A 19,357-nucleotide genomic window follows, 5' to 3' on the forward strand; every position below is an offset into this window, starting at 1 on the left:
GTTGGCTTTGGCGTCGGCGGCCACGGCCGTGACGAGCGGGCCCGCCGGTGCCGCCGGCCGCTGGAGCGTGAGCCTCGCCGGCGCCGTGACCGCCGTCGTCGCCCGCACCGGTGACGACGGCCTGACCTTCGCCGTCACCCGCGGCGGCACGACCGTGCTCGCGCCCGCTCCCCTCGGCCTGTGCTCGGCGAGGCGTCGGCGTTCACGCTGCCCCCGGCGGCGCCCGCGTGGCTGCTGCCCTACTCCCCCGACTACGAAGGGGTCCGGGTCGAAACTACCGCGGGCGACGCCCAGGCGGGCGACTACGGCTTCCCGTCGCTGTTCGCCACCGGCGACGGCTACACGCTCCTGACCGAGTCCGATGTGGACGGACGGTATTCCGGCGCCCGGCTGACGCACCCGGCCGGCTCGGCGGGCTACGCCATCAAGCTCGCGGACGCCGCCGTCACCGGTCCGGGGCCGTTCGCCACGCCGTGGCGGGTGGCGATCACCGGCGACCTGGCGGCGGTCACCGAGTCCACTTTGGCCGACGACCTCGCGCGACCGTCCGAACTGGACGACACGTCCTGGGTGCGGCCGGGCAAGGTCGCCTGGTCCTGGCTGTCCGAACACGACAGCCCGGGCGATCCGTTGCGACAGAAGCAGTTCGCCGACTTCGCCGCCCGCCACGGCTGGCCGTACCTGCTGGTCGACGACATCGCGGGCCACCGCCGTGCAGGAGCTGATGATCGACTTCCACGGCGCGACCGTCCCGCGCGGGTTCCCGCGCACCTGGCCCACGTGCTGAGCTTCGAAGCCGACCGCGGCGCCGAACAGCTCCGGACGCGGGCGGCGACCAACATGATGTTCCCGTTCACCCGCAACGTCGTCGGCAGCATGGACTACACGCCGACGGCGTTCGTGGTGTCCGATCGGGACACGACGGACGCCCACGAGGTGGCGACCTTCTTCGTCTACGAATCCGGCTGGCAGCACAGCGCGGACAAGCCGGAGAACTACGAAGCCCGGCCGGAGGCCGTGCGCACGATCGACGAGCTGCCGACCGTCTGGGACGAAACCCGCCTGCTGTCCGGGAGGCCCGGCCGTGAAGCGGTGTTCGCGCGCCGCTCGGGTGACCGCTGGTTCGTCGGCGGCATCTTCGCCGGGCCAGCCACGACCGTGAGGGCACCGCTGGGCTTCCTGGGACCGGGCCACTGGGTCGCCGACACCGTGCGCGACGGGCCGTCCGGGCTGCTCCGGGAAACCTCGAAGGTCACCACGGACGGGCCCTTGCACGTGCCGATCGCCGCGAACGGCGGCAACGCGTGCAATCCTCAGCGGAAGGTGAACCGCGGCGGGCGCCGCTCCAGGAACGCGGCGACGCCCTCGGCGTAGTCGACGCCGTGCAGGGCCTCGGAACGGATCTCCTCGACCTCGGCGTCGGACGTCTCCTGGCCGGCCACGATCTTCTCGATGATCCGGTTCATCCCGCGGATCGACGCCTGCGACCGCGAGCAGAGCGTGGCGACGAACTCCTGCGTCGACGACTCCAGCTCCGCGGCCGGGAAGACGTCGTTGAGCAGGCCGATCTCGCGGGCGCGGCCGGCGGTGATCAGCTCGCCCGACAGCAGGAAGTACTTCGCGTGCGCCGGGCCGACCAGCGACACGAGCTGGCGCGTGGAGTCGAAGTGGTAGACGATGCCGAGCTTCGCCGGCGTGATGCCGAACCGGGAGCCCTCGGCGGCGAACCGGAAGTCGCAGGCGACCGAGATCTGGCAGCCGCCGCCGATGCAGTTGCCCTGGATCATCGCCACCGACGGCTTGCGCAGCGCGGTCAGCGCCGCCACCGCGCCCTCGACCGCCTTGTCGTAGCTCGCCGCGCCCTCCGCGGTCGTGCGCAGCTCGCCGAACTCGCTGATGTCCGCGCCCGCCGAGAAGTGCTTCCCGGCCCCCGCGATCACCAGCACCTTCACCGCGGGATCGGCGTCGACCTCGGCCACGACGTCCGGGATCGCCGACCACATGCCGTAGGTGATCGCGTTCATCTTCTCCGGGCGGGTCAGCGTGAGCCGGGCGACTTCCCCGTCGCGCGTCAGCTCGAATCCTTCGGTCATGAGTCGCACATTAGCTTCTCGCCCTGAGCGAAAAGTGCGGTGTGTGACACGTTCGGGTCGCTAGCTTGGGCCCATGGCGACGATCGAGGTGGGCGGGACGGCGTTCGGCTACGACGAAGCGGGAGAGGGGCCCGCCGTCGTGCTGCTGCACGCCGCGATCGGCGACCGCCGGATGTGGGACGCCCAGTTCACCGCCCTCGCCGCCACGCACCGGGTGATCCGCTACGACCGCCGCGGCTTCGGCGAAACCGCCGACGGCCCCGGCGAGTACGCCCACTTCGAGGACCTGCTGGCCCTGCTCGATGCCCGGGGGATCGAGCGGGCCGCGCTGGTCGGGGCGTCGATGGGCGGGGCGTGCGCGCTGGACGCCGCCCTGGCCGCGCCGGAGCGGATCACCCGGCTCGCCCTGCTCGGCTCGGGCCTGACCGGGCACCCGTGGCCGGACCACATGCAACGGGACATCGCGCGGCTCACCACGGAACTGTTCCCCGACGGACGGCTGGCCCGGTACGCCGCCCGCGAGATCGACGTCGACGAGGCGGACGTGCGCGCGATGGCCGACGCGAACATCCGCTACATGGTCGCCGGCCCGGAGCGGGACGTCTCGGTCCTGCCGCCGGACATGGTCGCGCTGGTGCGGGAGATGTGCGAACAGGTCTACCGGCACGACTGGAGTGCTCCACAGTGGACGGAGAAGATCCCGGACACCCGGCACCGGCTGGGCGAGATCACGACGCCGGCCCTGGTGGTGATCGGGACGGCGGACGCGCCCGGCCTCGTCGAGCTGTCCCACCACCTCGCGGCGTCGCTGCCGAACGCCGAGCTCGTCGAACTCCCCGACACCGGCCACCTCCCGGGGATGGAACGGCCGGACGAGGTCAACGCCCTGCTGCGGAAGGTGCTCTGAGGCCGCGCTCAGGTGAAGATCTTCTGGACCTGGTCGGAGATCTTCGCGACCAGCTCGGAGAACTGCGCGAGCCCGCCGAGCAGCCCCTTGATCTTCTCCCATCGGCTGCGCACCACCGCCGGCTCGGCGGCGTCGCCCGCGCGGAGGTCTTCCGCCAGGTCGGTGAGCGTGTCCTCCAGCACTTCCTGCTTCGCGAGGTCCTTCCCGCGCACCTCGGCCGTCAGCCGCTCGACCAGCTGCAGCAGCGAGGAAACCGTCTCGTCGGCACCGCCGCCTTCGATGCCGGTCTGGGTGATGCGGCCCGAGTTGTCCCCGCCGATGCTGACCTTGTTCGTGATCCGGTGTCCCATCAGGCCTCCGTTCCGGCGTTGCGCCCGGTCGTCTTCGGCACGCGCGGCCGCGGGCCGCGCTGCCCGGTCTGGGTGATCGGGGCGCGGTTGTCGCCGCCGATGCTGATGTCGTTGTTGATCACCACGGCCGCCTGCTCCTCGAACTTCGCCGTCGAGAACCCGGCGTCGCCGAGCAGCTTGCCGATCGTCGGCAGCAGCCTGCTGCCGATGATCTTCTCGTAGCGTTCGATGTCGACGAGCTGGAAGTAGTCGGTGAACAGGTTCACCGCCGCGAGCTCGCGCAGGGTGCTCGCGGCGCCGTAGCGCTCCGGGTCGAGGACGCCGGCCTCGCGCTTCGGCCGCCGGATCCACGACGCCAGGTTGGCGATCCGGCCCGGCAGGCTCGCCGGCAGCTCCAGCCAGGCGAGCAGCCCCTGCCCGAACGGGCGCAGCGACTCCTGCCGCATCTTGTCCACGACCCGGTATTCGGCCTTGATCGGCGGCAGCATGAACGGCGTCCACTCCACGTAGAGCGTCGTGTCGTCCACCGCCACGTGCAGGAACGTCGTGAGCACCAGGTCCCGGTCCCAGGTTTCCACCTGGAAGCACAGGTAGTAGCGCGCCCACTCCCGGGGTTCGCGCCGGATCCGCTCGACGTCGGCCTCGGTCAGCCGCGTGTGCGGCGGGTACTCGATGTCCGGCAGGTAGGACGCGGCCTCGGCGTCGGTGAGGTGGTCGATGAGCTCCGCGGCCGGGGTGAACACGGCTTCGGTCACGGTCAGCCCGCCGAGCCGCCGGTCGGGCGACAACGCGGCCGACTGCCGCAGCTCCGCGACCGCCCCGCGGATCTCCTCGTACAGCGTCTCGGTGGTCAGCTCCCGCCGGGTCTCGGGGTCGCTCTCGTCGTCTTCGAGCCGCTCCAGCGGGATCGCCATCGACCAGGCGTCCCGGCGGAAACCCGCGCCCACGAACGGTTTGTAGCCGCGGTACACCACCAGCGGCGCACCGGGCATCCCGGCGAACTCGTCGTCGCGCCGGTAGCGGGCGAGCTGGTCGCGGAAGTCTTCGGTGAACAGGCCGGAGAGGCTGCCGGTGTCGGGGGACGGCGGGGCGAAGCGCGTGAAGCGCGTGGTCAGCAGGTTCCACAGCGACCAGCGCTCGAAGGTGACGACCATGAGCACGACCACGGCCAGCACGATGCCGATGACGAACCGGGCGGTTTCGCCGCCCGAGGAGCCGTCGTAGTCGATGTCGACGTCGTCGTAGTAGCGCGACGAATACGAGCTCCCGGAGTCGAAGAGCACGTCCGAGTAGGTCAGCAGCAGCCACAGAACCACGACCGCGGCGAGCACCAGCACGAGCGTCTTCGGGTTGAACACCCGCTCGTTCGCGTACGCGGTCTTCCCCGCCCGCGCGACCACGAGCAGCACCGACAGCACGATCCAGCCGTACAGCAGCGGGTTGTCCCACGACAGCGCGATGACGACGGCCATCAGCCCGACCAGCACGCCGTCGTAGTTCTTGCGGCGCGCCCGCGCCCGCACCGCCTCGGTCAGCACCCGGCCGGCGTCGACGCCCGGTGACGGCGGGACCGGCCGGGTCGGCTCGACGAGGAATTCGGTGATCGCCTCGGTGCCGTAGCGGGGGTCGAGGTAGGAAGCCGCACAGAGGTAACGCGTGGTGTCGTCGGACATGCTGCCCCCTCGGCTCGGCCGCCCTGCAATTTGCGGACCGTAGCATGCAGTCGCGAAAACCGGCACCGCAATTCCGGGCGGAAAAACGGTCAGGAAAGCAGCTTCGCCGTCAGTTCGCCGCGGCTGCGGACGGCCACCTTGCCGAACACCGATTTGAGGTGGTCCTGCACCGTGTGGGCCGAGATGCCGAGCCGGTCCGCGATGTCCACAGTGGACCGCCCGGCCAGCACCTCGCGGCAGACGTCGCGCTCGCGGGCGGTCAGGCCGTAGGCCGCCAGCCGCACGCTCAGCAGCTCGGCCCCCGACGCACGGCCGACCGTCACCACGGTCTCGTCGGCGTCCTCGGCGACCAACCTGCTGGCGTGCAACACGATCCAGCCGCCGCGGGCGTCGCGGACCCGGGCGCGGAAGGTGCCTGTCGCCGCCGCCCGCGCACCGGTCACCACCGCCCGCAGCAGCACCGCGAACCGGCCGGGGGCGATTTCGTCCAGTTCGGACCGCCACGCCGCGGCCGCCGCGGTGGCCGCCCGCTGCCTGCCGTCCGGGCCCGCCACGACGATCGCCGCGTCCGCCGGCTCCCCCGGGTCGCGCGTGCGCGCGGCCACCCGGGTCGCGGCCGCCACGGCCGGCGCGATCGCCGTCAGGAACTCGACTTCGCGGTCGCTGAACTCGCCGCGCCGCACCAGGCCCGCCGCGCCCCACGACGTCCCGTCGACGCGGAACACCGCGCGCAGCTCGTGGTCCAGGCCCAGCGGCCGCCACACCTCGTTGAGCCGGCCGCTGCGTTCGGCGTCGCGGTGCGGCAGGTCCGAGAGCCGGGCCACCGGCACCGGGCGCGCGGCCAGCTCGGCGAAGGTGTGCGGCTGGGCGCCGTCGTACTCGTAGGTCGCCAGCAGCGGCTCGTACTCGCCGGGGATCCGGGCGCGGCCGCTGGTCATCGAGCTGATCACGGCGGTTTCGGGGTCGAGCGACGCCCAGCAGGTCAGCTCGGTGGGCACCACCCGCTCGACCAGCTCGATGGCGGCGGCGTGCAGCTCGGCGACCCCGAGGCCCGCCGTCGCGAGTGCGGCGATGTCGCGCCGCGCGCCCTGCGCCCGACCCTCCCACATGGACCGAGTATGCGCCGCCGGACGGCGGAACGGGTATCCCAGAAACCGGGGATGGCCGCCCGCTCCGCCGGTTCCCACCATCGATGGGCATGACCCACTTCAGCGCACCGGGCGAAGGCCCGGAACTCGATTCGAAGGACGCCCGGATCACCGTCAAGGTCGGTGCCGAGCACACCGGCGGGGCCTACGAGCTGTTCGAGGTCGACGCGCCCCGCGGGCCGTCGGTCCCGCCGCACTCGGAGCCCTGGGCGAAGAGCTTCTACGTGCTGCACGGCCGGATCACGGTCTACGTCGACGGCGAGCTGCACGACCTGGGCCCCGGCGCGTCGATCAGCATCCCGGCGGGCGCGGTGAACACCTTCACCGTGCACACGCCGTCGGCGAAGTTCCTCGCGATCAGCCTGACCGACGCGATGGGCCGCTTCTTCCGCGACGTCGACCTGGCTCCGGCGGAGCGGATCCCGGAGGTCGCGAGCCGGCACGGCGTCGAGCTGGTGCGGCCGTGAACGCCGTCGCCGAAGTATTCGCCGGGGTCGCCGCGCTGGTGCATCTCCTGGCGTTCACGTGGGAGGTCCTGCTGTTCGAGCGGCCGGGCGTGCACGAGGGCATCTTCAAGATCCCGACGGCGAACCTGCCCGCCACCCGGCTGTGGTCGTTCAACGTCGGGTTCTACAACCTGTTCCTGGCGGCCGGGCCGGTCGCCGGGCTGGTGCTGCTGCACACCGGCCAGGCCGGGGCCGGGCGCGCGCTGGTGCTCTATACCTGCGCGTACATGGCGCTGGCCGGGATCGTCCTCGGGGTGTCCGATCTGCTCGCCCTGAGCCGGCCGCGCGGCGCGGGCCGCGGCGGTGCCCTCGCGCAGGCGGTGCCGCCGCTGGTCGCACTGGTCGCGGCGCTCTTCTAGCCTTCCGCCAGCACCTGCTCGCTCCAGGAGCGGATGGCCGCGGCCTGGTCGGCGGTGAGCCGGTCGAGGGCGAGGCGGCGGACGTTGGCGCCGTGCGCCTTGGTGGCGCGCTCCGCCGTCCGGCGGCCTTCTCCGGTCAGGTCGACTCCCGTGCGCCGTCCGGTGGCGCCGTCCTCGATCCGCGCCACCAGGCCGCGGCGCTCCATCCGCGTCAGCAGGTGCGCGACGCGGCTCTTCTCCCAGTCGAGCGCGTCGGCGAGCTCGCCGACGCGCATCGGCCGGGTCAGCGTCATCAGCACGCTGAACTCGGCCTTCGAAATGCCGCAGTCGCGCTGCAGCCCGCGGTCGAGCTCGCGGAGGAGCAGCCGGTGGGCGCGCATCCAGGTGTCCCAGAACTCCCACTCCGCCGCGTCCAGCATGGGCGTAGCATACAGAGTTGACGCGTCAACTCTTGGAGGAGACTGATGAAGACACTGCTGCGCGGCGGCATGGTGGTCAGCATGGACCCGGCGCTCGGCGACCTTCCCCGCGGCGATGTGCTCATCGAGGACGGCCGGATCGCCGCCATCGGCGCCGCGCTCGACGTCGATGCCGAGATCGTCGACGCGACGGGGAAGATCGTGCTGCCCGGGTTCGTCGACACGCACCGGCACACCTGGCAGACGGCGTTCCGCGGGCTCGGCGCGGACTGGACGTTCGACGAGTACCGCGTCGCCGCGCACGGGACGCTCAAACCGCACTACCGGACCGAGGACGTCTACCTGGGCAACCTCCTCGGCCGCCTCGAAGCCCTGAACTCCGGCGTCACGACCATGCTCGACTGGTTCCACTGCGCCCTCCACCCCGAGAACGCCGACGCCGCGATCGCCGGGCTGCACGACGCACCCGGCCACTCGATCTTCTGCTACGGCGCCGACGGGCCGGACGTCGAGCCGGAGATCCGGCGCGTGCGCAAGCTGCTGCCGGGCGACGACATGGTGCTCGGCCTGCGCGGGCCGGTGATTTCCACAATGGACGAAACCGCCGCGGATGTCGCCCTGGCAAGGGAACTCGGGCTGCCGGTGAGCACGCACGTCCACGGCACCGGTGGCTGGCCGCGGGGCGACCGCCCGATCGCGGAGATGCACGCCCGCGGCCTGCTCGACGACCGAACGACCGTCGTCCACGGCAACGGCCTCTCCGACGACCAGCTGGCGATGCTCGCCGACGCGGGTTCTTCGGTGTCGATCAGCCCGGACGTCGAGCTGAAGATGGGCTTCGAGCCGCTCATCACCGGCCGCGCACTCGCCGCCGGCCTCCGCCCGACGCTGTCGGTCGACGACTGCCTGTCCGCCGGAGGCGACCTGTTCGGCGCCATGCGCACGGCACTGGCCGCCGACCGCGGCCTGACGACGCGGACCGTCCTCGAGTGCGCCACGGTGAACGGCGCCCTGGCGTGCGGGCGCAACGCCGGCCGCCTCACCCCCGGCACGGACGCCGACCTCGTCCTGCTGGACGCCGAAGACCTCTCGGTCTTCCCCGTCGCCGACCCGGTCCGCACCATCGTCAGCGCCGGTCACCCCGGGCTGGTGGACAGCGTCTACGTCGCCGGGAAGGCGGTCAAACGGCACGGGCGCCTGCTCGACGTCGACCTGCCGCCGTTGCGCGCGCGGCTCCTGGAGTCGCGCGAGCGCATCGCGGCGGCCGCCGGTGTCTCCTGGACTCCCTAGGAAGCCGACGTCACGCGGTAGACGTCGTAGACGCCTTCCACGCCGCGGACCACCTTGAGGACGTGGCCGAGGTGCTTCGGGTCGCCCATCTCGAACGAGAAGCGGCTGACCGCGACCCGGTCGCGGGACGTGGTCACCGAGGCCGACAGGATGTTGACCTTCTCGTCGGCCAGCACCTTGGTCACGTCGGAGAGCAGGCGGTGCCGGTCGAGCGCCTCGACCTGGATCGCCACCAGGAACACCGACGACGCCGAAGGCGCCCACTCGACCTCGACCAGCCGCTCGGGCTGGGACTGCAGGTCGCCGGCGTTCGTGCAGTCGGTGCGGTGCACCGAAACGCCACCGCCGCGGGTCACGAACCCGAGGATCTCGTCGCCCGGCACCGGGGTGCAGCAGCGGGCCAGCTTCGCCCAGACGTCGCTGGCGCCCTTGACCACCACGCCGACGTCGTTGGACCCGCGGCGGCGGGTGACCGTGGACGGCGTCGCGCGCTCGGCGAGCTCCTCCTCCGCCGCGTCGACCCCGCCGATCAGCGCGACCAGCCGCTGGACGACGTGCTTGGCGCTGGTGTGGCCCTCGCCGACCGCCGCGTACAGCGACGAGATGTCGGCGTGGCGCAGCTCGGTGGCGACCGCGCCCATCGACTCCGCGGAGACCAGCCGCTGGATCGGCAGGCCGACCTTGCGGATCTCCTTGGTGATGGCTTCCTTGCCGCCTTCGATCGCCTCGTCGCGGCGTTCCTTGGCGAACCACTGCCGGATCTTGGCGCGCGCCTTCGGCGAGCCGGCGAACGACAGCCAGTCGCGCGACGGCCCGGCGTTCTCCGCCTTCGACGTGAAGATCTCGACGACTTCGCCGTTCTCCAACTTGCGTTCGAGCGCGACCAGGCGGCCGTTGACGCGGGCGCCGATGCAGCGGTGCCCGACCTCGGTGTGCACGGCGTAGGCGAAGTCCACCGGGGTCGAGTCGACCGGCAAGGTGATGACGTCGCCCTTCGGCGTGAACACGAAGATCTCGCGCGCGGCCAGCTCGTAGCGCAGCGACTCGAGGAAGTCGCCCGGGTCCGCCGCTTCCCGCTGCCAGTCGAGGAGCTGGCGCATCCACGCCATCTCGTCGACGTCCATGGCGTTGCCGGTGTGCGTGCCCTTGGTTTCCTTGTAGCGCCAGTGCGCGGCGATGCCGTACTCGGCGGTCCGGTGCATCTCGTAGGTGCGGATCTGCACCTCGAGGGGCTTGCCGTCCGGGCCGATCACGGTGGTGTGCAGCGACTGGTAGACGCCGAAGCGCGGCTGGGCGATGTAGTCCTTGAACCGGCCGGGCACCGGCTGCCACAGCGCGTGCACGACACCCATCGCGGCGTAGCAGTCACGGACGTCCTCGACGAGGATCCGGACGCCGACCAGGTCGTGGATGTCGTCCAGGTCCCGGCCGCGGACGATCATCTTCTGGTGGATCGAGTAGTAGTGCTTCGGCCGGCCCTCGACCTTCGCGGTGATCCGCGACGACACGAGGTTGCTGGTCAGGTCGGTGATGACCGACCGCAGGTAGATGTCGCGCGAGGGCGCGCGGTCGGCGACCAGGCGCACGATCTCGTCGTACTTCTTCGGCTGCAGGATCGCGAACGCGAGGTCTTCCAGCTCCCACTTGACCGTGGCCATGCCGAGGCGGTGGGCCAGCGGCGCGAGGACCTCGAGGGTCTCGCGGGCCTTGCGGGCCTGCTTCTCCGGCGGCAGGAAGCGCATGGTGCGCATGTTGTGCAGCCGGTCGGCGAGCTTGATGACCAGCACGCGCGGGTCCTTGGCCATCGCGATGACCATCTTGCGGATGGTCTCGGCTTCGGCGGACGTGCCGAGCTTGACCTTGTCCAGCTTCGTGACGCCGTCGACGAGTTCGGCGACCTTCTCGCCGAAGTCGGCCTTCAGGCTCTCGACCGCGTAGCCGGTGTCCTCGACCGTGTCGTGCAGCAGGGCCGCGACCAGGGTCGTGGTGTCCATGCCGAGCTCGGCGAGGATGGTGGCGACGGCGAGCGGGTGCGTGATGTAGGGGTCGCCGGACTTGCGCCGCTGGTTCCGGTGCAGCTCCTCGGCGACGTCGTAGGCGCGCTGGAGCAGCCCGAGGTCGGCGTTGGGGTGCAGCTCGCGGTGGATGACGGCGAGGGGTTCGAGGACCTGCTTGACCGGGGCGGCGCGCTGCGCGGTGATCCGCCGGGCCAGGCGCGCCCGGACCCGCCGGGTCGCGGACGGGTTCGGCGCCGCACCGTTCGGCCTCGGCGGCTGGGCCGCCGCCTGCCCGTTCTGCTGGGCGCCCTCTTTCGCGGGCACCGCGGCGTCGAGCTCCTGGCTCACCCGCACCTCCTGCTGCTCGTGCGGCCTTCGGAACACCAGGGTAGCCGCTACGCCTCGCGGCCCTCCCGGGTGCGCCCGTTCAGGGGGATGTCGGGCCTGCGACCAGCGGCTTCATTGATCAGACGGCCCACCACCCCGATGCCCGATTGTGACTACGGCCGGCAGTACCGCGTCAAGGCGGGAAAGATGCCTTGACCCGGCACCGCCGGCCGTGTTCTGGCTTCGGATCGGGGTTGCGGGGAGGCCTGGGTGGAGCGCGGTGCGGGTTGCGTGCCGGCCGTCGCGGCTGCCTCTCAGCAGGTCTGCAGTGCGTGGACCTTGCGGTCTCCCAGGACCTCGCGGCCGCCCAGCGCGCCCAGCTCCAGGACCACCGACACGCCGTCGACCACCGCGCCCGCGTCCTCCAGGAGCTTGCCCGTGGCCGCTACCGTGCCGCCCGTCGCGAGGACGTCGTCCAGGATCGCGATGTGCTGGCCCGGCCGGACGACGCCCGCCGGCAGCTCGACCGTCGCCGTGCCGTACTCCAGCGCGTAGTCCACCCGGCCCGCCACCTGCGGGAGCTTGCCCGGCTTGCGGATCAGCACCACGCCGAGGCCGCGGGCGTACCCGACGGCCGCGGCGAGGAGGAACCCGCGGGCTTCCACACCCGCGAGCGCCTCGACACCGGGCTCCAGCGTTTCCGCCAGCGCGTCGGTCACCGCTTTGAACGCACCCGCGTCCGCGAAGAGCGGGCTCAGGTCGCGGAACAGCACGCCGGGCTCCGGGAAGTCCGGCACCTCGGCGATGAGGCCGAGGGCGTCGTCCAGCTCCACGTCAGCGCTTCCGCTTGCCCGCGGGCTTGCCGGACGGGCGCTGCTTCTGGATCCGGGCGGGGACGCTGGCCGCGGCCGCGTACGCCTTCTCCTTGCGCAGTTCCTTTGCCAGGGCGTCGTCGTCCGAGGCGTCGAAGTCCTCTTCGCCCGCCGCCTTGCGCTCCTGGCTGACCCGGCGCTGCCGGACCCGCTCGGCCTGCTGCGCGTACTTCGGGTCGCGCATCTTGAAGTCGACCAGCAGCGGCGTGGCCAGTGCGACCGACGACAGGACGCCGACGAGGGTACCGGTGAGCTGCACCAGCGCCAGGTCCTGCAGCGTGCCCGAGCCGAGCAGGACGTACCCGACGATCAGCAGGCCCAGGATCGGCAGCAGCGCGATGAACGCCGTGTTGAACGACCGCATCAGGGTCTGGTTGAGCGCCAGGTTGGCGGCCTCGCCGTAGGTGCGACGGGTCAGCCCGAGCAGGCCGCGCGTGTTCTCGCGGACCTTGTCGAACACCACCACCGTGTCGTACAGCGAGAACCCGAGGATCGTCAGCAGGCCGATCACGGTCGCCGGGGTGACCTCGAAGCCGATCAGCGAGTACACGCCGGCGGTGACGAGGATGTCGTGCAGCAGCGAGACGAGCGCCGCCGCGGCCATCCGCAGGTCGAAGTAGATCGCCAGGAAGATGACCACCGCGACGAGGAACACGCCGAGCGCGATCAGCGCCTTCTGCGAGATCTCCCCGCCCCAGGACGCGCTCACCGCGCTGTCGCTGATCGCCTGCACGCTGGGCTGGCCGTTGGTGCCCTTCGGGCCCAGGTCCTGGAACAGGCCCTGCTTGACCTTCGCGACGTCGGCCGCGTTCAGCGTGTCGGTGCGGATCTGGATGGTCGACGCCGCACCGGTGCCGACCTTCTGCGCCTCGGCCGCCGGGCGGCCGAGCGCCTTCTCGAACGAGTCCTTCGCCTGCTGCTCGGTGATCACGCCGTGCGTGCCGTTGGCCGGCATCTGGATCTGCGTGCCACCCTCGAACTCGATGCCGAGGTTGAACCCGCGGATGATCATCGACGCGAGGCAGACCAGCACCAGCGCGCCGAAGAAGACGTACCAGCGCTTGCGCTTGCCGACGACGTCGAACGCACCCGTGCCGACGTAGAGCCGGTGGAAGACGCTTTCCCTCTTGCCGGGCTTCACCGCCGCCTTGGCGTTGCCTTCGGCGTCCGTGCCCAGTTCTTCGACCCCCACGTCAGGCCTCCTTCACGTTCGCGCGGCCGACCGAGGTCGACTTCTTACGCTGCGAGCCCACTTGCTGCACGGCGCCGAGACCCAGGTGCCTCGGATTGGACAGGAACGCGTTCTTGGACGTGGACACGATGGCCACCAGCGGGTGCGTCACCAGGTACACGACGACCAGGTCGAGCACCGTGGACATGCCGAGGGTGAACGCGAAGCCCTGGACGTCGCCGACCGCGATGACGTAGAGGATGGCCGCGGCCAGGAAGCTCACCGCGTCCGAGGCCAGGATGGTGCGACGGGCGCGGACCCAGCCGCGCGGCACCGCGGACCGGAACGTCCGGCCCTCCCGGATCTCGTCCTTGAGCCGTTCGAAGTAGATGACGAACGAGTCCGCCGTGATACCGATGGCGATGATCAGGCCGGCGATGCCCGCGAGGTCCAGCGTGTAGCCGATCCAGCGGCCGAGGAGCACCAGCACCGCGAACACCAGCGCGCCGGACAGGGCCAGCGACAGGATGGTGAGCACGCCGAGCAGCCGGTAGTAGAACAGGCAGTAGATGAAGACCACCAGCAGGCCGATGCCGCCGGCGATCAGGCCCGCCTGCAGCGAGGCCAGGCCGAGGGTCGCCGACACCGTGGTCGCGTCCGAGGAAGCGAACGACAGCGGCAGCGAGCCGTACTTGAGGATGTCCGAGAGGTCCTTCGCCTCGGACTGGGTGAACTTGCCGGTGATCTGGGTGTTGCCGTCGAGGATGGCCACCTGGATGTTCGGCGCGGACACGACCTGCGTGTCCAGGACGAACGCGGCCTGCTGGTTGACGTTCTTCGAGGTGAAGTCCGCCCAGATCTTGGTGCCCTCGCTCTTGAAGCTGAGGTTCACCACCCACTGGCCGCGCTGCTGGTCGTAGCCCGAGGTCGCGTCGGCGATCTCGGTGCCCGGCAGGAACTCCGGCTCCAGCAGGTACTTGTACGTGTCGTGGTCACCGCAGGCGACCAGCGGCAGCTTCGGGTCGTCGTTGCCCTCGAGGGGGTCCTTGGCGTTCGGCGCGCAGGTGAGCGACGCCATCGCCTTCGCGACGAGGTCCTGGTTCGGGGTGCCGTCCGCGCCGATCAGCTTCGGGTCCTGGCGCAGCGCCTTGGCGGCCTGGATCTGCTTCGCGGTGTCGGCGTCGACCGAGCCGTCCGAGGGCGCCGGGGCCTGGCTCGACGCCGGCGGCGGCGTGGTGCTGCTGCTCGGCGGGGCGGGCGTGGTGCTCTGCTGCGGCGCGAGGGCGCCCGCGGCACCGCCGCCACCGGCGGCCGGGCTCGACGGCGGCGCGCTCGACGAAGCGGGCGGCGCGGATTTGCTCGGCGCGCCCGAGGTCGGGGTGGTTCCCGTGGTCGGCGTGCCGGTGGCCGGCGGCGGGGTCGTGGTCTGCGGCGGCACGACCGGCTGGGTCGCGTTCGCGACGACCTTGCGGAAGCCGAGCTTCGCGGTCTTGCCCAGGTTCTTCGCCTGGTCGCCCTGCTCGCCGGGGACGGTGATGACGACGTTGTTGCCGTCGAGGAGGACCTCGGTGCCGCTGACGCCGATCCCGTTGACGCGGCGCTCGATGATCTGGCGCGCCTGGTTCAGGGATTCCCGGGTGGGCTGGCCGCCGTCGGGGGTGCGGGCGGTGAGCGTGACCCGGGTGCCGCCTTGCAGGTCGATGCCCAGCTTCGGGGTCGGCTTGTGGTTGCCGGTGAGGAACACCAGCGCGTACAGCACGATCACGATCAGGGCGAAGAAGGCGAGATAGCGTCCCGGGCGGAGATGCCCGGCCGATGATGCCACGGTGCTTCGGTCTCCTCGGACTGGGTTGCCCCAACTAAGCGGTGCCCGCCCGGAGGGTTACCGGGAGGGACTGTGTGCGATTCACTCCCGGGCACGGGTATGACGGCGGACACGCACGCAGCACCGAGACAGTACTCGGTGCTGCGTGAGCCCGGCGTGCGAGGCCACACCGACTTTCGTCGGGCGTTCCCGCGTCCCGCCCAGGGTGCCGCGAGGACCTACTTCTTGCCGTGCTCCAGCGGCGGGGCGACCTGAGCCGTGGTCTGCGGCTCCTCGTCCTTGATGCCGGAGCCGGTCTCGATGATCGACTCCTCGGCGGGGGCCTCCGCCTCGTCCGCGGTGTCCTCGTCGGTCTCGACGACCGGCTCGACCTTCTCGCGGACCGCCAGCCGCAGCCAGGTCGTGACGACGCCGGGCGCGATCTCGATGTCGATCGTGGTGTCGCCCGAGGCGTCGGCGACGGTGCCGTAGAGACCCGAGGTGGTCATCACGCGGTCACCGGGCGCCAGGCTGCTCTGCAGGTCCTGCTGCGCGGCCTGCTGCTTCTTCTGCTTCCGCGTGCTCATCACCAGCGGCACGGCGAGGACGAGCACGAGCAGCAGGGGCAGCAATAGCTGTTGCATGATTCTCCGTTCGACGGACACCGGGCCCAGCCGAAATGTCCGGTTTTTGGGTATGTGCTCCTGTCAAGTGTGCCAGGTACCAGCGCGGACGCCAGCACCCACCCGCCGGTGCGGGCCGTTCAGTCCTGCTCGAACAGCGACGGCCCGCCCTGGTCCGGGCGCCCCGGGAGGTCCGCGGGGGGCACCATGCCGAGGTGTTCCCACGCGGTCGCGGTGGCGACCCGGCCGCGCGGGGTGCGGGCGAGCATACCGGCGCGCACGAGGTAGGGCTCACACACCTCTTCCACGGTGGTCGCCTCCTCCCCCACGGCCACCGCCAGGGTCGAGATGCCGACCGGTCCGCCGCCGAACGACCTGGTCAGGGCGGTCAGGACGGCCCGGTCGAGCCGGTCGAGACCGAGCTCGTCGACGTCGTAGACGGCCAGCGCGGCGCGGGCGACGTCGCGGGTCACCTTGCCGTCGGCGCGGACCTCGGCGTAGTCGCGGACGCGGCGCAGCAGCCGGTTGGCGATCCGGGGCGTGCCCCGCGAGCGGCCGGCGATCTCCGCGCAGCCGTCGCGGTCGATCGGGATGTCGAGGATCGTGGCGGCGCGGCGGACGACCAGCTCCAGCTCGGCGTCGGTGTAGAACTCCATCTGGCCGGTGAAGCCGAAGCGGTCGCGCAGCGGGCCGGTCAGCGAACCCGACCGCGTGGTCGCCCCGACCAGCGTGAACGGGGCGATCTCGAGCGGGATGCTGGTCGCGCCCGGGCCCTTGCCGACGACGACGTCGACCCGGAAGTCCTCCATCGCGAGGTACAGCATCTCCTCGGCGGGGCGGGCGATCCGGTGGATCTCGTCGATGAACAGGACGTCGCCCGGCGCCAGGTTGGACAGCATCGCGGCGAGGTCGCCCGCCCGTTCCAGCGCGGGGCCGGAGGTGATCCGGATGGCCGCACCCAGCTCGGCGGCGACGATCATGGCCATCGACGTCTTGCCGAGGCCGGGCGGCCCGGAGAGCAGGACGTGGTCGGGCGGCACGCCGCGGCGGCGGGCGCTTTCCAGCACCAGCTCCAGCTGCTCGCGCACGCGTGGCTGGCCGACGAACTCGTCGAGCTTGCGCGGCCGCAGCGTGCCCTCGACGTCGCGGTCGCCGGTCTGGGCCCACGCCGAGAGGGCCTCTTCCTCTTCCACCGCTTCATACTCCACGGCGGCGCCTAGCGCTTCCGGCCGAGGGTGGTCAGCGCGGCGCGCAGCACGCTGGCCGTCGTATGGCCGTCACCGTCGGCGAGGACCTTGTCGACGGCCTGTTCGGCCTGCTTGGCCGGGAACCCGAGGCCGGCCAGCGCCTCGACGACCTCCGAGCGCAGCGCGCCGGGCGCGGTCACCGCGGGCGCGTCGCCGGAGCCGAGCGCGGTGACCTTGTCGCGCAGTTCGAGGGTGAGCCGCTCGGCGCCCTTGCGGCCGATGCCGGGCACCGAGGTGAGCACGGTGATGTTGCCTTCGACCAGCGCGGCGCGGAGTTTGTCGGGGTCCAGCACCGCGAGGGTGGCCAGCGCCAGCCGCGGGCCGATCCCGGACACCGTCTGCAGCAGCCCGAACAGCTCGCGCGCGTCGGCGTCGGCGAAGCCGAACAGCGTCAGCGAGTCCTCGCGGACGACCAGGGCGGTGTGCAGCCGGGCCTCCTCGCCGCGGCGCAGGGTGGCCAGGGTCGCCGGGGTGGCCTGCACGGCGAAGCCGACCCCGCCGACCTCGACCACGACGTGGTCCAGGGCGACCGAGAGGACTTCTCCGCGTACCGACGAGATCATCGCGCTGCTCCAGGGTTCTTCGCTTGCTTCGCCGCCGCGGCGAGGCGGGCTTTGTGGGTGCGGGCCATTTCGGCCGCGCGGGCTTCGGCTTCGGCGAGGCGAGCCCGCATCGGCTCACGCCAGAGGTGGCAGATGGCGAGGGCGAGGGCGTCCGCGGCGTCGGCAGGGTGCGGGGCGACCTCGAGGTTGAGCAGCCGTATCACCATGGCCGTGACCTGCGCCTTGTCCGCCCGGCCGGAGCCGCTGACCGCGGCCTTCACCTCGCTCGGTGTGTGGAAGACGACCGGCAGGCCGCGGCGGGCGGCGGCCAGGGCGACCACCCCGCCCGCCTGTGCGGTGCCCATCGCGGTCCGGACGTTGTGCTGGGCGAAGACGCGTTCGACGGCGACGGCCTGCGGCTTGTACTTGTCCATCCACCGTTCGACCTCGTCCGAGATGCCGAGCAGGCGGTGGGCCAGGTCGGCGTCGGGCGGCGTCCGCACCACGTCGACGGCGACGCAGCGGACGGCCCGGCCCTTGCCGCCGTCGACCACCCCCAGGCCGCACCTGGTCAGACCGGGGTCGACCCCGAGCACCCGCACCCGTTCTTCCTTCCCGCCGCGAACATCCGTTCGAGTTCGCAGGTTACTGGGCGCGCCTGCGGCAGGATGGGTGACATGCCGGAGCCGTCGGATTTCGTCACCCACCTGGGACTGCGGCCGCTGCCCGTCGAAGGTGGGCGGTGGGCGCAGAGCTGGCGCTCGGCCGAGGGGTCCGCGATCTACTACCTGGTCGTCGCGCCGGAGCTTTCCGCGCCGCACCGGCTGGACCGCGTCGAGGTCTGGGTGCACCACGCGGGCGCGCCGGCCGCGATGCTGCTGCTGCACCCGGACGGCTCGGTCGAGCGGCCGGTGCTGGGCACCGACGTCGCCGCCGGGGAGCGGCCGCAGGTCGTCGTGCCCGCCGGCACGTGGCAGGCGACCGTCACGCTCGGGTCGTGGAGCCTGCTGGGCACGGTCGTCGTGCCGCCGTACACCGACGACTGCATCGAGTTCGAATCCGCCGCGGAACTGGCTCGGCGGTATCCGGAAGCGGCCGCCGACCTGCGGAAGTTCTAGGGGCCGTCGACGCCGGGGGTCCAGCTTTCGGGGTCGCCGCTCTCGGTCAGCACCGGCTGCCACCGCGCGAAGCCCTCGGGCGCGTCGGGGTGCCAGGGGAACTTGCCCTCCGGCGTCGCGACGATCAGCTGCAGCGCCGGGAAGTCGCCGTCCGGGTAGATCAGGAAAGCCGTGCCGAAGTACTCGGGGTAGTGCCCCTTGTTGACGCGCTCGAGGACGACCGGGACGCCCTCGAAGAAGTCGTCGTAGCGCCGGCCGACCTCGAAGATCTCGCCGTTGGCCGCGCGGTCGACGTAGGCGTCGAGCAGCACCTGGCCCATCTGGTCGGGCAGCCCGACCACGACGGCTTCCGGCACGTGGTGCAGCGCCCACGCGCAGGCGGTGAAGCAGTAGCCGGCGCCCTCGTCGTCCGCGGCGACCGTGATGACCGCGTTGCCGCGTTCCTTCGCCTGCGTCTCGATCCATTCGATGAGGCGCAGCTCTTCGGCGGAGAGTTCGGCGGTGATGTCGGCGGAGGCGGCGGGGGTCGTCGAGGTCACGGCGCACATTCTGCCCGACGGACCGGGAAGAGCACAGGGCCCGGGCCGGAAAGTTTCCGGCCCGGGCCCTGATTCCTTGCCACGCAAGGGAAAACTCAGCCGACCTCGGCGAGCACCTCGTCCGAGACGTGGAATGCTACGCAGTGCGTAGACGTTCCGAACGCCGCGCGCACAGTCTCGCGTCGTCAGCCGACCTCGGCGAGTACCTCGTCCGACACGTGGAATGCTACGCAGTGCGTAGACGTTCCGAACGCCGCGCGCACAGTCTCGCGTCGTCAGCCGACCTCGGCGAGCACCTCGTCCGAGACGTGGAATGCTACGCAGTGCGTAGACGTTCCGAACGCCGCGCGCACAGTCTCGCGTCGTCAGCCG

General features: G+C 71.6%; 20 protein-coding genes. 6 read left to right on the top strand and 14 right to left on the bottom strand.

Annotated features, from left to right (window positions below):
* The first annotated feature begins 180 nt into the window (after positions 1-180).
* On the top strand, positions 181-1,374 hold the full coding sequence (locus tag AB0J40_RS43475; RefSeq protein ID WP_364465801.1) for a glycoside hydrolase family 97 catalytic domain-containing protein: 1,194 nt from the start codon (positions 181-183) through the stop codon (positions 1,372-1,374).
* Here AB0J40_RS43475 and AB0J40_RS43480 read toward each other — a convergent pair.
* Positions 1,314-2,093 (bottom strand): enoyl-CoA hydratase-related protein, encoded by a 780-nt coding sequence (locus AB0J40_RS43480; RefSeq protein WP_364465803.1) that lies wholly within the window; start codon positions 2,091-2,093, stop codon positions 1,314-1,316. The two genes, AB0J40_RS43475 and AB0J40_RS43480, sit on opposite strands and share 61 nt — an antisense overlap.
* A 73-nt stretch (positions 2,094-2,166) precedes the next feature.
* On the opposite strand from AB0J40_RS43480, the gene AB0J40_RS43485 reads away from it, so the two are divergent.
* Complete coding sequence (locus AB0J40_RS43485; protein WP_364465805.1) at positions 2,167-3,000, top strand: alpha/beta fold hydrolase; 834 nt, start codon at positions 2,167-2,169, stop codon at positions 2,998-3,000.
* An 8-nt stretch (positions 3,001-3,008) separates the two neighbouring features.
* Here AB0J40_RS43485 and AB0J40_RS43490 read toward each other — a convergent pair whose 3' ends face one another.
* The 3 genes from AB0J40_RS43490 to AB0J40_RS43500 form a co-directional block, all read right to left on the bottom strand.
* Positions 3,009-3,350: a hypothetical protein gene (locus AB0J40_RS43490; protein ID WP_364465807.1), complete on the bottom strand. Its 342-nt coding sequence runs from the start codon at positions 3,348-3,350 to the stop codon at positions 3,009-3,011.
* Positions 3,350-5,023: a hypothetical protein gene (locus AB0J40_RS43495; RefSeq protein WP_364465809.1), complete on the bottom strand. Its 1,674-nt coding sequence runs from the start codon at positions 5,021-5,023 to the stop codon at positions 3,350-3,352. The genes AB0J40_RS43490 and AB0J40_RS43495 overlap by 1 nt, the downstream gene beginning before the upstream one ends.
* An 89-nt stretch (positions 5,024-5,112) precedes the next feature.
* Entirely contained in the window at positions 5,113-6,132 is a 1,020-nt protein-coding gene (locus AB0J40_RS43500) for a helix-turn-helix transcriptional regulator (protein ID WP_364465811.1), read from the bottom strand.
* Between the two features lie 89 nt (positions 6,133-6,221).
* On the opposite strand from AB0J40_RS43500, the gene AB0J40_RS43505 reads away from it, so the two are divergent.
* A complete protein-coding gene (locus tag AB0J40_RS43505) occupies positions 6,222-6,638 on the top strand; it encodes a cupin domain-containing protein (RefSeq protein WP_364465813.1) in 417 nt (138 codons plus the stop codon).
* Entirely contained in the window at positions 6,635-7,036 is a 402-nt protein-coding gene (locus AB0J40_RS43510) for a DUF1304 domain-containing protein (RefSeq protein ID WP_364465815.1), read from the top strand. Before AB0J40_RS43505 ends, AB0J40_RS43510 begins: the two co-directional genes overlap by 4 nt.
* Here the strand turns inward: AB0J40_RS43510 and AB0J40_RS43515 are convergent.
* Positions 7,033-7,455 carry a MarR family transcriptional regulator gene (locus tag AB0J40_RS43515; RefSeq protein ID WP_364465817.1) on the bottom strand — a complete coding sequence of 141 codons (423 nt, stop codon included), beginning with the start codon at positions 7,453-7,455 and terminating at the stop codon, positions 7,033-7,035. The two genes, AB0J40_RS43510 and AB0J40_RS43515, sit on opposite strands and share 4 nt — an antisense overlap.
* Positions 7,456-7,500: 45 nt before the next feature.
* On the opposite strand from AB0J40_RS43515, the gene AB0J40_RS43520 reads away from it, so the two are divergent.
* The gene (locus AB0J40_RS43520) at positions 7,501-8,745 is read left to right on the top strand and encodes an amidohydrolase family protein (RefSeq protein ID WP_364465819.1); all 1,245 of its coding nucleotides are present in this window, start codon (positions 7,501-7,503) and stop codon (positions 8,743-8,745) included.
* On the opposite strand, the gene AB0J40_RS43525 is transcribed toward AB0J40_RS43520, so the two are convergent.
* From AB0J40_RS43525 to ruvC, 8 genes are all read right to left on the bottom strand, one after another.
* Positions 8,742-11,090 carry a bifunctional (p)ppGpp synthetase/guanosine-3',5'-bis(diphosphate) 3'-pyrophosphohydrolase gene (locus AB0J40_RS43525; RefSeq protein WP_364465821.1) on the bottom strand — a complete coding sequence of 783 codons (2,349 nt, stop codon included), beginning with the start codon at positions 11,088-11,090 and terminating at the stop codon, positions 8,742-8,744. The genes AB0J40_RS43520 and AB0J40_RS43525 overlap by 4 nt on opposite strands.
* Before the next feature lie 293 nt (positions 11,091-11,383).
* On the bottom strand, positions 11,384-11,902 hold the full coding sequence (locus AB0J40_RS43530; RefSeq protein ID WP_364465823.1) for an adenine phosphoribosyltransferase: 519 nt from the start codon (positions 11,900-11,902) through the stop codon (positions 11,384-11,386).
* 1 nt (position 11,903) lies between these two features.
* Positions 11,904-13,133 carry a protein translocase subunit SecF gene (gene secF / locus AB0J40_RS43535; RefSeq protein ID WP_364465825.1) on the bottom strand — a complete coding sequence of 410 codons (1,230 nt, stop codon included), beginning with the start codon at positions 13,131-13,133 and terminating at the stop codon, positions 11,904-11,906.
* A gap of 1 nt (position 13,134) precedes the next feature.
* A complete protein-coding gene (gene secD, locus AB0J40_RS43540) occupies positions 13,135-14,937 on the bottom strand; it encodes a protein translocase subunit SecD (RefSeq protein WP_364465827.1) in 1,803 nt (600 codons plus the stop codon).
* Positions 14,938-15,155: 218 nt separating this feature from the next.
* Positions 15,156-15,560 (bottom strand): preprotein translocase subunit YajC, encoded by a 405-nt coding sequence (gene yajC / locus AB0J40_RS43545; RefSeq protein ID WP_364465829.1) that lies wholly within the window; start codon positions 15,558-15,560, stop codon positions 15,156-15,158.
* 119 nt (positions 15,561-15,679) lie between these two features.
* Positions 15,680-16,747 carry a Holliday junction branch migration DNA helicase RuvB gene (ruvB, locus tag AB0J40_RS43550; RefSeq protein ID WP_364465831.1) on the bottom strand — a complete coding sequence of 356 codons (1,068 nt, stop codon included), beginning with the start codon at positions 16,745-16,747 and terminating at the stop codon, positions 15,680-15,682.
* Positions 16,748-16,755: 8 nt separating this feature from the next.
* Positions 16,756-17,349, bottom strand: a complete 594-nt coding sequence (gene ruvA / locus AB0J40_RS43555; RefSeq protein WP_364465833.1) for a Holliday junction branch migration protein RuvA — start codon at positions 17,347-17,349, stop codon at positions 16,756-16,758.
* The gene (gene ruvC, locus AB0J40_RS43560; protein WP_364465835.1) at positions 17,346-17,930 is read right to left on the bottom strand and encodes a crossover junction endodeoxyribonuclease RuvC; all 585 of its coding nucleotides are present in this window, start codon (positions 17,928-17,930) and stop codon (positions 17,346-17,348) included. Before ruvC ends, ruvA begins: the two co-directional genes overlap by 4 nt.
* Positions 17,931-18,005: 75 nt before the next feature.
* Here ruvC and AB0J40_RS43565 point away from each other — a divergent pair, with 75 nt between their 5' ends.
* Positions 18,006-18,446, top strand: a complete 441-nt coding sequence (locus tag AB0J40_RS43565; RefSeq protein ID WP_364465837.1) for a cupin domain-containing protein — start codon at positions 18,006-18,008, stop codon at positions 18,444-18,446.
* Here AB0J40_RS43565 and AB0J40_RS43570 read toward each other — a convergent pair.
* On the bottom strand, positions 18,443-18,994 hold the full coding sequence (locus AB0J40_RS43570) for a DUF4262 domain-containing protein (protein ID WP_364465839.1): 552 nt from the start codon (positions 18,992-18,994) through the stop codon (positions 18,443-18,445). The two genes, AB0J40_RS43565 and AB0J40_RS43570, sit on opposite strands and share 4 nt — an antisense overlap.
* Positions 18,995-19,357 lie beyond the last annotated feature (363 nt).

The organism is Amycolatopsis sp. NPDC049691, from assembly GCF_040675005.1.
Classification (GTDB): Bacteria; Actinomycetota; Actinomycetes; order Mycobacteriales; family Pseudonocardiaceae; genus Amycolatopsis.

Excerpts from the sequence above, each read along its gene's own strand:
- AB0J40_RS43480 (WP_364465803.1), bottom strand. The coding sequence starts at position 2,093 with ATGACCGAAGGATTCGAGCTGACGCGCGACGGGGAAGTCGCCCGGCTC.
- AB0J40_RS43485 (WP_364465805.1), top strand. The coding sequence starts at position 2,167 with ATGGCGACGATCGAGGTGGGCGGGACGGCGTTCGGCTACGACGAAGCG.
- AB0J40_RS43490 (WP_364465807.1), bottom strand. The coding sequence starts at position 3,350 with ATGGGACACCGGATCACGAACAAGGTCAGCATCGGCGGGGACAACTCG.
- AB0J40_RS43495 (WP_364465809.1), bottom strand. The coding sequence starts at position 5,023 with ATGTCCGACGACACCACGCGTTACCTCTGTGCGGCTTCCTACCTCGAC.
- AB0J40_RS43500 (WP_364465811.1), bottom strand. The coding sequence starts at position 6,132 with ATGTGGGAGGGTCGGGCGCAGGGCGCGCGGCGCGACATCGCCGCACTC.
- AB0J40_RS43505 (WP_364465813.1), top strand. The coding sequence starts at position 6,222 with ATGACCCACTTCAGCGCACCGGGCGAAGGCCCGGAACTCGATTCGAAG.
- AB0J40_RS43515 (WP_364465817.1), bottom strand. The coding sequence starts at position 7,455 with ATGCTGGACGCGGCGGAGTGGGAGTTCTGGGACACCTGGATGCGCGCC.
- AB0J40_RS43520 (WP_364465819.1), top strand. The coding sequence starts at position 7,501 with ATGAAGACACTGCTGCGCGGCGGCATGGTGGTCAGCATGGACCCGGCG.
- yajC (WP_364465829.1), bottom strand. The coding sequence starts at position 15,560 with ATGCAACAGCTATTGCTGCCCCTGCTGCTCGTGCTCGTCCTCGCCGTG.
- ruvA (WP_364465833.1), bottom strand. The coding sequence starts at position 17,349 with ATGATCTCGTCGGTACGCGGAGAAGTCCTCTCGGTCGCCCTGGACCAC.
- AB0J40_RS43565 (WP_364465837.1), top strand. The coding sequence starts at position 18,006 with ATGCCGGAGCCGTCGGATTTCGTCACCCACCTGGGACTGCGGCCGCTG.
- AB0J40_RS43570 (WP_364465839.1), bottom strand. The coding sequence starts at position 18,994 with ATGTGCGCCGTGACCTCGACGACCCCCGCCGCCTCCGCCGACATCACC.